The 13,547-nt window shown below is 36.8% G+C and carries 5 protein-coding genes; 3 read left to right on the top strand and 2 right to left on the bottom strand.

The window, feature by feature from the left end; genetic code table 11:
- Positions 1–37 precede the first annotated feature (37 nt).
- A complete protein-coding gene (locus SB679_RS15355) occupies positions 38–2,746 on the bottom strand; it encodes a fibronectin type III domain-containing protein (RefSeq protein WP_410703163.1) in 2,709 nt (902 codons plus the stop codon).
- Between the two features lie 326 nt (positions 2,747–3,072).
- Entirely contained in the window at positions 3,073–7,740 is a 4,668-nt protein-coding gene (dnaE, locus tag SB679_RS15360) for a DNA polymerase III subunit alpha (RefSeq protein WP_410703164.1), read from the bottom strand.
- Between the two features lie 290 nt (positions 7,741–8,030).
- On the opposite strand from dnaE, the gene SB679_RS15365 reads away from it, so the two are divergent.
- From SB679_RS15365 to SB679_RS15375, 3 genes are all read left to right on the top strand, one after another.
- Entirely contained in the window at positions 8,031–10,157 is a 2,127-nt protein-coding gene (locus SB679_RS15365; protein ID WP_410703165.1) for a S8 family peptidase, read from the top strand.
- A 76-nt stretch (positions 10,158–10,233) separates the two neighbouring features.
- On the top strand, positions 10,234–12,306 hold the full coding sequence (locus tag SB679_RS15370) for a thiamine pyrophosphate-dependent enzyme (protein WP_410703166.1): 2,073 nt from the start codon (positions 10,234–10,236) through the stop codon (positions 12,304–12,306).
- 215 nt (positions 12,307–12,521) lie between these two features.
- Positions 12,522–13,547 carry a bestrophin family protein gene (locus SB679_RS15375; protein ID WP_410703167.1) on the top strand — a complete coding sequence of 342 codons (1,026 nt, stop codon included), beginning with the start codon at positions 12,522–12,524 and terminating at the stop codon, positions 13,545–13,547.

A 13,547-nucleotide genomic window follows, 5' to 3' on the forward strand; every position in this document is an offset into this window, starting at 1 on the left:
AGGCCGCTATCTTAAATAAATATGATAAACATTGAGTTTATTTCTTAATTGCTTTAATGGTTTGTTTAGAACCGTCTTTCATATTTAATGTTACTAAATACATTCCTTGCTTCAGATTTCCTAATTGAAGAGCTGTTGAAGGATTTTCGATAGTATTCACTAATCTTCCAACAAGATCCGTTACTGATATTGATTTTACTTTAGAAATATCAGAGATATTCAATACATCGTTAAACGGATTCGGATATACTTTCAAGGTGTCTTTTGCTTTTGTTTCTGAAGTCGCCAATGCAGATTTCAATTGATAACTGACATCATCAATAAGGATACTATATGCATTTACTCCTCCTGTATGTCTGAATACAAGCTTGTTAACACCTGCAGGAACACCTATAATATCCAATGAATAATTATCAACTGTTGTTGCACTTGTCGATGTATAAGACCCTAAAGCCACAAAGGAAGAAGTATCTGCAGGATTAGTTAAATATCCGATCTCAACTGTACCTCCTGCTGTAAAATTAGCTCTTGCTTTAAATTTAAGAGCATAATTACCAGTCTGTAATGTAGAGATTTCAGGTGTGGCAGCCATTCCGGTAGCCGTACCATCATTGTAGATATACATTGCATTTGGAGATGATACTGCAGTACTTGCGTACACTCTTGCATAGGTAGAATTTGTTCCGATACTACTCCAGCATCCCGGTAAATTTCCAGCAGAAACGATAGTTGTAGAATCAAAATTCTCATTAAAGTCTGTTACTGCACTACATGCTGTCATAAATGTTCCTGCAATTGACCATGCACTCTTATCATTAGCATTACAGTTTGATCTTACCCATACATAATAAGTAGTAGATGGAGATAATCCCTGCAACATCGTTGAAAGCCCTGTAATTCCCGTAGCACTTGGCGTTGTAGCATTGGTAGGTGTAGTATTTGTTGTACTGTAATATACTTCATATCCATTTCCTGGAGATGAAGCCGGAGCTGTCCAAGCTATATTTACTGTTGCCGTGGTAATATTAGAAGCTGTTACTGCTGTAGGTTCTATACATGTTGGAGCTAATTGTAATTTGAAATCATCAACTCCCAAATACCAAGGAGCACTTGTGGATGAAACATTCAAGGCAAAGTAATAGTTACCTGTTGCAGTCGGAGTATAGATTACGCTATACTTAGTATAAGCAGCCGTACCTTGAGTTGAAGTAATAAATGTACCGATTGAAGTAGCTCCTGTAACAGAAGGAGTAGTATTTACCTGAACATCTCCTGAGAATCCAATATATGAACTGGAAGTTCCATTCGTATTATAATAGAAAGAGAATTCATAGGCGGTTCCTGCAGTTAAAGTAAATCCAGGAGTCCAAAGCTGACTTGCTGCAGTATTACTGTACTGAATCGTCATATAATTTGGTGCTGATCTAGGTGCATTATATGTCGTTGAAGAAGCATTCATAGAGGTCCAGCTATTTGTTCCAGCTACTGAAGCCCAGCAAGTCGGAACAACTCCTGAACCAATACTGCTCATCGTATCGAAATTCTCAGTCCATGGGAATGTAGAAATTGTACTGTTGCATAAAGTTGTAAAGCTTCTTTCTGAACAGCTTGCAGAAGTATTATTTGGAGTATAAGCGTTTATTGTATAATAATATTTTGTACTTGGCGATAATGGAGTAGTTAATGTATAGGAAGTTACATTTCCAAGGTCAGCATTATTCACTACATCAGTTCCTCCTGTAGTTGTACCGATAGATAATCTATATCCGGTAGCATCCGTAACTGCACCCCAAGTAAATGTTGGTAAAAGAGCGACACCCGATGCGTTAGCTGAAGGAGCCGTTACTGAAGGGCAGCCAATATTTTTAGTAGTAAAAGTTGTTTGATTACAGCTGCTTGATGAGCCGTTAGTGTTGTAAGAATTTAACGTAAAATAATACTGCTTACCATATAACAATGGCGTGCTCAGTGTATAAGTAGTAACATTTCCTAAATCCAGATTATTTACCACATCAGTTCCTCCTGAAGTTGTACCTACAGATAATCTATAACCTGTAGCTCCTGTAACAGTTCCCCATGTAATAGCCGGAGTTACAGACACTCCTGTTGCAGCATTAGAAGGTGCAGTAGCTATAGGACAAGCAGGTAAAAGACTTGCATTTAATCCTACAAAAGTAACATTAGATTTTCTTGCTGTTCTGCCTGTAGCGGTTGGCGGAGCAGAGGGATCAGGGTTTGTAGCATCATTAGCATAATAAATACTCGTATTCGAAGTAGAGGCATACGAATAAAAATTTCCACTTGTGCCCGCGTCGTATCCGGTCTTATTTTCATCAACTGCAACAACAAGATTATTGATATTGTCGTAGCTGAAAGGTGTTGTAAAAGTAATTTCTACAACTCCTGCATTGTTGGTCACAGATCCTGTGTAAACCTGAGTAAGAGATGAGACAGGAATCCAGTCAGTAGAGGAAGTAAAACTGGTTTTTGTTGTTGTTCCCAAATACACTGTCCAATCATTAGAATTAGTCAAAACAACTGAAGATGCACAGTAAAATTTAAGTCCTGTAATATTTCCTGCTGCATTTGAGTTTATTTCAGACTTGGGAAATATTTGTTGAGAGTAAGTATATCCGTAATAAGGATATACCGGGTAATAACTAGTAGTTGTTCCACTACCTAACGTTATTTGTGCTGATATGCCTATCCCAAGCAGTATCAAACACGCGAGTAGAAATTTTTTCATACTTAGTAAAAATTAAATTAGGAGGTAAAATTAAATAATTAATTCATTATAAATCAGAAAATATTATAAATTTTTACGATGTATAAAACAAAAATCAACTTTTATTATTGATAATTAAACAAACATTTGAATTAATTGAAAATATCAACAATTATTGAATTAATTATTAACTCCTCATTTACAAATACTTAATCTAAAATTAACATACTTATAATATCAGTCAACATTCTAAAAGTACAGCATTTATTTTTTTTAAATAACTCTACTTTTTTTCACAAAAAAAGTGGGAAAAAGCCACTTTTAGATATATTTTCTATGATATTATATTAATTCAGATAAAATTCATATTTATTAAGGAGTTGAATTTCTTTGATTAAATCACCATTCAAATCAACTGAGTGTTTCATGGACTGAACTTCAATGTGGGTATCGTCATCATCGTTTTTAATGAAAAACTTCAACTTCTGATTTCCTTTGTTTCTGTCAAGAACTGTTTTGAAAAAATCCAGGTCTTCAGGCCTAAAATCCATCACATCCATGACCAAAGAAATACTTTTAGCAAATCTTTCAAAAGCTTCCTGAAGTTCAATAACTTCATTTACATTCACGAAAACCCGACCATCTTTCACCTGGGCAAATTTTATTTTTAATATAACAAATCGCTGTACCTCAAGCTTTTCCTTCAAACGCATATAATCACGATCTCCCAACCTGAAAGAATATGACCCTGAATAATCCTCTAGTGTAAGGAAAGCTACTTTTTCTCCACTTTTAAAGCCATCCTGTACTCTGTATTCCGTGATCAGGCCGGCAACAGTGTATTCTTTTCCGCCACCGCCGTTTTCCCGTTCTTTCTGTATCTGTTTCCAGTCTTTCTTTTTCTCCTCAAACAATTCTTCCTGTTTATTAGCAAAAGCCTGCTCTTTATAGGCATCCACTTCATCGAGGTTTAAAAAGCCAAATACTCCTTTGGGCTCAGCTTTTTTAACAACTTGTTCTAATATTTCCTCTTCACCGGTAAGCAGTTCGTCCGAGACAATTTCCAGCACGTCCGGCGATTCATCCTGCACATCCTGTTCAAGGATCGGAGCTTCGTCAATCACTACTTTTTCACCCTCTTCTTTTTCCAAAACATTTTTTTTGGAAAGCTGCCCCTGCATGAATCTGAACTGATATTTAAAATCATCCAACGGGTGTGCAGAAAGATAGAATCCGATAATCTCTTTTTCCTTATTAAGGGTATGCATATTCGGCCATTCTGGACAAGGTGCCAGTTTAGGCTGTTCTATCTGAACTTCTTCGGCAAAATCTGCAAAAAGAGAGTTTTCCATTTCATGTTTACTTTCCTGGAAGCTCTGTCCGTATCTGATCAATCTTTCGAGATTGGTTCTTCCTGCCATATCAATATCAAAATACTGACCGCGGTGGTATCTGTCCAGTTCGTCGAAAGCTCCCGCCAATACTAAACTTTCCGCTACTCTTTTATTCATTTGAGAAGGAGGAATTCTTTCAAAAAAATCATAAATATTTTTAAATCTTCCGTTTGACCTTTCTCCTCTGATTCCCTCACTCGGCCCTTCTCCAATTCCTTTGATCGCTCCTAATCCGAAACGGATCTGTCCTTTTTCGTTTACAGAAAACTTATACTGAGATTCATTTACATCCGGACCTAAAACATCTACTCCAATACTTTTACAATCTTCCATAAACATGGTAATTGAATCTGTATTGTTGATGTTATTACTCATTACGCTTGCCATATATTCAGCAGGATAATTGGCTTTCAGATAGGCTGTATGGTATGCAATCAGAGCATAACAAGTGGAGTGAGATTTGTTGAAGGCATATTCAGCAAACGCTTTCCAGTCATTCCAGATTTTATTTAACCGGTCTTCATCCAAGTTGTTTTTCTTACCCCCTTCAATGAATTTAGGATACATTTTATTAAGAACATCGATCTGTTTTTTACCCATCGCCTTTCTCAGCGTATCGGCCTCACCTTTTGTAAAGTTGGCCAATTTTTGGGATAAAAGCATTACCTGCTCCTGATAAACGGTAATACCATAGGTTTCTTTTAAATATTCTTCTGTTTCCGGTAAATCGTAAACAATTTCTTCGATTCCGTGTTTTCTGTTAATAAAGTTCGGAATATATTTAATCGGACCCGGACGGTACAATGCATTCATGGCAATAAGATCGGCAAAAACCGTAGGTTTAAGCTCTCTCATGTACTTTTGCATCCCCGGACTTTCATACTGGAAGATCCCAACCGTTCTTCCTTCTTTAAATAATTGATATGTTTTGACATCATCAAGCGGAATGGTATCCGGATCGATATCAACATTGTGTCTTTCTTTGACTAATTTTAAAGCATCTTTGATGATCGTTAAGGTACGAAGACCCAGGAAGTCCATCTTCAAAAGTCCGGCACTTTCTGCTACAGAGTTATCAAACTGAGAGACTAAGATATCAGCATCTTTCGCTGCAATAGTCACAGGAACAAGATTACTCACATCTTCCGGAGTGATAATCACCCCACAAGCGTGGATCCCGGTATTTCTGATACATCCTTCCATCTTTTTGGCACTCGCAAGAACCCCAAAACGCGGATCTTCAGGATTGCCAAGCACCATTCTCATCTCATCGACAAGCATCTGTTCTTCAGGCCGTAATTTATCGTATTTTGCTAATGCTTTAGCAATATTCATTCCCGGTACAGAAGGAATCAATTTTGCAATATTATTAGTATCAGGAATAGGGATATCTAATACTCTTCCGGCATCTTTAATCGCGGATTTACCTCCAAGAACTGAATAGGTAATGATCTGTGCTACCTGATTTTTTCCGTATTTTTCAACTACCCACTTGATAATTCTGTCACGCCCTTCATCATCAAAGTCAATATCAATATCCGGCATTGAGACCCTTTCTGGATTCAGGAATCTCTCAAAAAGGAGATCGTATTTAATAGGGTCTACATTGGTAATTCCAATGCAGTATGCGACAGCAGATCCTGCAGCAGATCCTCTTCCGGGACCAACCCAAACACCCATATTACGGGCTTCATTACAGAAATCCTGTACAATAAGGAAGTATCCGGGATATCCAGTATTGGCAATAACGTCCAGTTCAAAATCAAGACGCTCTTTTATTTCATCTGTAATTCCAGTGTCAAAATATCTTTTTTTGGCTCCTTCATAAGTAAGGTGGGTAAGATAGGCCATCTCCCCTCTTTTCCCTCCATCAGCCTCATCTTCAACATGTATAAATTCTTCCGGGATATCAAATTTAGGAAGGAGAACATCTCTTTTCAGTGTATAAGGACTGAATTTGGCGAAAAATTCTTCGTACGCCTCAAAAGCATCAGGATAAGCCAAAAATGTCTCTTTAATCTCATCACTGCTTTTCATATAATATTCTCCTGCGGCCAGTCCTCTTCTTTTCCCGAAGCCCTTCCCTACAGGGGTTGACAGCTTTTCACCATCTTTAATACAACTTACGATATCCTGAATATTGGAATCATCCTGATTGCTGTAAAAAGTTTCGTTTTGAGCTAAAATCTTAACATTATATTTATCAGCCAAATACAATAGTACTTCATTTAAATGCTCTTCTTCTGGAAGTTTATGGTTTTGGATCTGAGCGTAAAAATCATCCTGAAAAGTATCTTTCCACCATTTAAAAAGCTCCTCCCCTTTCTGTTCCCCTGTATTTAAAATAGCATCAGGAATATCTCCCAAAATACCCGAAGTTACAGCAATTAGTCCTTCTTTATATTCAGCGATAAGCTCTCTGCTAATCCTTGGAACTCCAAAATAAAATCCTTTTAAGAATCCGATACTTGAAAGTTTCGCAAGGTTTTTATAGCCATTAAAGTCTTTTGCCAAAAGAACGACCTGCGTTCTCCTATCCGGATCATCTTTTGTAAACTGTTTTTGTTCGTACCGCTCTGAAATATAAAATTCACAGCCTACTACAGGAATTAAGGGCTCTGAAACAGGTTCTGATTCTGTAAATCCTGTTCCATTCTCTTCTGCTTCCTGTTTTTTAGCCAGATATTCTTTATGTTTTTTAACCCGGTCTGAATTGGCAGATTCTACAGCAGAAACAAACTTAAATGCTCCCATCATATTTCCCAAATCCACCATTCCTACAGCAGGAAAGTTCTCTTCAGTAGCTTTTTTTATTAAATCTGAAATACTGGAAGTTGCCAGTAGGGTTGAAAAAACACTGTGATTGTTGAAATTAAAATATTTACCCAGATCAATTTCATCAATACTTCCGAAATCGTTCTGCTTTTTCTTATTATTAAACTCTGCAACCTGCCTTCTGATGACAATGCTAAAAGGTTTAATGGGATCCGGATGAAGTCTTTTAAAATATTCTAACTGATCTTCAGAAACCTTGAGTATCTCGGCGGGAATAATCCCAATCCTCATCATTTCGAAAAACACCTGAGCAGTTGCATTAACGTCAGCTGCAGCGTTATGAGCTTCATCGAATTTATGTCCGTAAAGCTTTTCGTAGAGTTCCTCCAGTTTGGGAGACTTATATCTTCCTCCTCTTCCTCCTCCGAGCTGACAGTAATTGGTACCCAAAATCATGGTATCTGCCTTCGGCTTTTGCTGAAGATTATCTTCTAAATTTTTTCTGTAAAATTCTGCGCCTACGATATTGTAATCAAATTCCACATTGTGTCCAGACACAACTCTTACTTTGTTTAAGACTTCAGAAAATTTTTCTAAAATCTCTTGCAGATCCTTTCCTTCTTCATTGGCTATTTTGGTGGTAATACCGTGAATTCTGGCGGCATTAAAGGGAATATCATATCCTTCAGGTTTTATAATGTAATCCTGATTTTCTATCAACGTTCCATCGTCATCATGCAGCTGCCATGCGATCTGAACCATTCTTGGCCAGTTATCTGAATCCGAAAGCGGCGCGTTGAAATTTTTTGGTAAACCGGTTGTTTCTGTGTCAAAAATTAAATACATGTAATTTTCTAACTTTTTTAAAAAAGAGAATGTAAAGTTACTTCATTTTTTCTAATTATTTGATCACCTACGGCTAGGTAAATTGATACTTTTCTTTTGTATTATTATTAACAAAATTAAAAATATATAATTTAAACACCTCGTTTAAGATAACAACAAAAATACAATTTAGCTAAATAGTGCTAATAGATATTCAGTAAAAACTACAATAAACTATCATAAAACATGTAATTTTAAATATTTTATCATATATTTGTTCGCCTTATAATTTTAACAATTTACTAATCATTATGAAGAAACATTTACTTTTGGTCGGCACTTTGGCTATTTCACTGCTAAGTGCGCAAAACAATGAAGGTCTAAAAAGAGAGTTTGAGAGACAAAATATTGAGAATAACAAGAAGTTTGATTCTTATGTATCTAAACATTATGGAGCAAATAAGTCTCCAGAGATTTTAAAAGAAATTGAAGAGCAAAGAATTAACCTTGCAGGATTTAATCCAGACGGAAAACCTTATTTTTATAAAAATGAAGATATAAGACAGGTTTCCAATGCTAATGCTGATGCTCTTACTACCGCAGGTGGAGTAATTGGGTTGACAAATGCTTATAACGGTGAAGGTATTAAGTTTACAATTTTCGATGGAGGAAGAGTATACGCAGCACATCCTGCTTTTGCAAACATTGCAGGAAGAATTACCAACAAGGAAGCAACTACCCAAATTTATAGTGCCCACTCGACGGGCGTAGCAGGGTTCATCGGAAGTACCGCTGTAACGATTAGTGGAACTATTGGAGGTGTCCCTGTAACAGGGAATATTCAGGGAGTTGCTAAAAATTCCACTATAGATTCTTACAGATTCGCAACGACCACACTACCAGGAAACACCTCAACCAGTACAGTATATCAGAAAATACTAACTGCGCAACCTGCGCTTTCTAATCACTCTTATGGAAGTAATCAAGGATGGGATATTGCGACAATAGGTGGAGCAAATGCATGGATATGGAACGGAGCTTTTGGAAGCCCTAGTACATCTTATGATTTACAAGGAACTTATTTTGGGGATGATCAAAATTACGATCAAATAGTATACAATAATCCTTCTTATATTATTGTAAAATCTTCTGGTAATTATTTTGGATATGGTCCTGATTATCCTGGAACATCAGCTTTTCCAAAATATTATACAAATTCCAGTGGTACTCAAGTTCAGTTCGCAGCTACTGATGTATTACCTTCAACAAACTGTTCACAAGGATTTGATTGTATAGGCCCTGGATCGTTAGCAAAAAACATTATTGTTGTTGGAGCTACTGATGTTATTACTACAAACAACTTCAAATATACCACGTCAACTGATGTTGTGCATTCAGATTACAGCAGTGCAGGCCCAAGAGATGACGGCGGTATAAAACCGGATATTTCCACTACCGGAACCAATGTTTTTTCTGCAGCAACAGCAGAAGATACAACAGGAAGTATTAGTTATGATTATGGAAGTGGAACGTCATATTCTGCTCCAGTTGTTACAGGAGTAATCGGTCTATGGACACAAATAAATAAGGATCTTTTCTCTAACCAAGTTTTAAATGCATCAAGCGCTAAAACGTTAATGATCCATTCTGCTTCTGAGGCAGGAAACATCGGACCAGACCCATTATTTGGATGGGGATACATTAACGCTAAAAAAGGTGCAGAATTATTAGTAGGAAAATCAAATAATACTGTTATATTCAATGATGAGACTTTAAATAACGGTATAATCAATAAAAAAACTATTACAGCTTCTGGTACAGAACCCCTTAAAGTAACTATTTCTTGGATAGATCCAGCATATACACTTCCTGCCAATCTAACATGGGCAGCTGCATATAACAATAGAAGTTCAAGATTAGTAAATGACTTAGATTTAAGAATCATTGACACCGTTACAAATACTATTTATTATCCTTGGAAGTTAAATGCGGACTCTCCAAATACACCCGCAACAAAAGCAGACAATACAGTTGATAATGTGGAACAAGTAGTAATCGACGCTCCTGTTGCTGGAAGAAACTATAGAATTGAAATTTCAAACAAAGGAAGCTTGGTTAATAGTACTGGTGCAATTGCTCCTCAAAATTACTCTATTATTACTACAGGATATAGCCAACTAGTATTAGGAACTAATGAAATTAATAAAACAAGCGGTATTACCGTTGCTCCTACCATTACCAAAGACATTGTAAAAGTATTGAAAGCGCCTAAAAAATCTTCTTTCAATGTGTACGACTTATCTGGTAAGAAATTACAGAGTGGTACTATCAACAATGATCAGGAATCTATTGACCTTTCTTCATATACTAAAGGAATCTATATCATTGAAGTGAAAACCGGAAATGATGTTATTTCTAAAAAAGTTATCAAGGAATAATTAATAAAATATATCAAATTATTACAAAATACTAACACTTGTTAGTATTTTGTTTTTTTATGTATATTTGCTTTCTATGGAAAATACACTTCACGAAAAAGTTTCTCAGGATATTTTGCTTAAGGCGTACAATCATATGATGCTTGCAAAGGCAATGGCCGACATCTATGAAGAAAACAGAAATATTTGTAAATATGTTCATAGTACTTCAAGAGGTCACGAAGCCATTCAGTTGGCAACAGCTTACCAGTTAAAGAAAGAAGACTGGGTTTCTCCTTATTACAGAGACGAAAGCATCCTTTTGGGTATTGGATTTGAGCCTTATCAATTAATGCTGCAGTTATTAGCAAAAGCTGAAGACCCTTTTTCAGGAGGCAGATCGTATTATTCACACCCTTCGAGCAGAGACGAAAACATGCCGAAGATCATCCATCAAAGTTCCGCTACAGGAATGCAGACTATCCCTACAACCGGTGTTGCACAGGGAATAAAATACATTCAGGAATTTAACCTTCAACAATTCGAAAACAATCCTGTGGTTGTTTGTAGTTTGGGAGATAATTCCGTGACAGAAGGTGAAGTAAGCGAGGCATTACAGTTTGCTGCATTGCACCAGCTTCCGATCATTTTCCTTGTTCAGGATAATGAATGGGGAATTTCCGTAACCAAAGAAGAAGCAAGAACATGTGATGCTTACGATTTTGTCGCAGGATTCACTGGTTTAAGCAGAATGAGAGTGGACGGAACGGATTTTACGGAAAGCTTTGAAGCCATGAAAAAAGCCGTAGATTTTGTAAGAAATGAAAGAAAGCCTTTAGTAGTTTGTGCAAAAACAGTATTGATCGGCCATCATACTTCAGGTGTAAGAAGAGAATTTTACAGAGAGGAAGAAGAGATCGCACAACATAGAGAAAAAGATCCAGGAGAAATCCTTAGAAAACAATTGCTGGATTCAGGAGCTGATGAAGAATTATTAAAACAAATCACGAAGAAAGCAAGATTAGAAGCTGAAGAAGCTTTTGAAAAAGCTCAAAATGCAGAAGATCCAAAACCTGAAACCGTAATGCACCACATTTTCGCTCCTACTCCGGTTACGGAAGAGGTGGGAACACGTGAACCTGCAGGCGGAGAAAAAATCGTTATGGTAGATGCTGCGATTCACGCTATCCAGGAATTAATGTGGAAACATCCGGAAGCATTGCTTTACGGACAGGATGTAGGAGAAAGAATTGGAGGGGTTTTTCGTGAAACCGTTACATTAGGAAAGAAATTCGGAAATAAAAGGGTTTTTAATACCGCTATTCAGGAAGCCTATATTATCGGTTCTACAACCGGTATGAGTGCAGTAGGCTTAAAACCTATTGTAGAAGTACAGTTTGCAGATTATATCTATCCTGGAATCAACCAGCTGATTACTGAAATTTCAAAATCAAACTATTTAAGCAACGGAAAATATCCGGTTAGCAATATCATCCGTGTTCCAATAGGAGCTTACGGAGGCGGAGGACCTTACCACAGCGGAAGTGTTGAAAGTATATTAGCCAACATCAAAGGTATTAAAATCGCCTATCCAAGTAATGCAGCCGACTTTAAAGGATTATTAAAAGCAGCTTATTACGATCCGAATCCTGTCATCATGTTAGAGCACAAAGGCCTATATTGGAGTAAAGTTCCTGGAACTGAAGACGCCAAAACCATAGAGCCGGCAGAAGACTATATGTTACCTTTCGGAAAAGGAAAAATCATTATAGAAGCTGATAAAAATGAAGTTGAAAAAGGCCGTACCTTATTAGTAGTAACCTACGGAATGGGAGTTTATTGGGCAAAAGAGGCTGCGAAAAATTTCAATGGGAAAGTTGAAGTTATTGACCTGAGAACTTTAATTCCACTTGATGAAGAACTTGTTTTTGAGAGAGTGAAGGCTCATGGAAAATGTATTGTTCTGACAGAAGAACAGCTTAATAATTCTTTTGCAGAAGCTTTCGCACACCGTATTTCAAAAAATTGCTTCAGATATCTGGATGCTCCTGTAGAAACAATGGGATCGCTCGATACTCCTGCAGTTCCAATCAACCTGATTCTGGAAAAGGAAATGCTTCCCAACGCAGAAAAACTTTCGAAGAAGATCGAAGAAATGCTTCAATATTAAATTCATATAAAAAATTAAAACCTCTAAATATTTTAGAGGTTTTTTTGTGTACATTTAATTAGCATAAATAGTTCCTGTTATAAATCAAACTAATAATCAAAAAACCAATGAACTAGATCAGTCGTATGACAAAAAGTAAAGCTATGGGATGATGTATGATACATCAATTGGTCTCTATTTTGCTTATTCCCGTCCATTAAAACACAATATTCCCTATGATCACCACCAAATACTTCAACTATCAACAGATATTTAACCTGGCAGGCGTACATCTTATATGGCTTAGTGTATGGTGTACCGTGGTCGCCACCGTATATTACTTCTCGAATTGGCAGTGGATGATTATTCCATGGGTGCCTGTAGCTTTGATTGGTACTGCAGAAGCGTTCTATGTAGGTTTCAAAAATAACCAGGCTTATGACAGGCTTTGGGAAGCCAGAAAAATTTGGGGCGGTATTGTCAATTCAAGCCGGTCCTTCACCTCTATGCTCTACGCTTTTGATACAGAGAAAGGAACGATCAACGATCTAGATGAAAGAAGAAAAAAAATAGTATACAGACACATTGCCTGGCTGTATACCTTCCGGGAACAGCTTCTGATTCCTACCGAATGGGAACATATAAGTCTTAAAAAACATTTTGGAACCATTAACCAAAAACGCCACCGCCTCATCAAAGCAGGTTTTCCGGATTATGGAAGGACTTCTATTTTCCAGCATAAATATCTTTCAGAAGAAGAATTCTCAGTGAATGGTGATTATAAAAATTTTGCCACTTATTTAATTTCATTACAGGCTAAAGACATCAACGATTTAAAAAACAGCAACGTTATTTCAGACTTTAATCAAACGCAGCTCCAAAATTGTTTAAATGAATTCTACAATTACCAGGGACAGGCGGAAAGAATTAAAAAATTCCCTTCACCAAGGCAGTTTGCCAGCACAGGATTTATTTTTAATGTCATATTTACGATTTTACTTCCCCTTGGCTTGGTTAATGAGTTTGCTAAATTAGGAGATTGGGGAATCTGGACGAGCATCCCGTTCTGCATCGTTATCGGATGGATTTACATCGTTATGGAATTGGTAGGAGACTATTCTGAAAACCCTTTTTCAGGGTTAATGTTCGACATTCCCATGCTTTCTATCTGTAGAAACATTGAAATAGATCTTCTTCAAATTATTGGAGAAAATGAAGACCTTCCTGACGCCATATCTTCAAAAAACGGTGTTTTAATTTAG

Source organism: Chryseobacterium sp. SIMBA_029 (genome assembly GCF_046535275.1).
GTDB lineage: Bacteria > Bacteroidota > Bacteroidia > Flavobacteriales > Weeksellaceae > Chryseobacterium.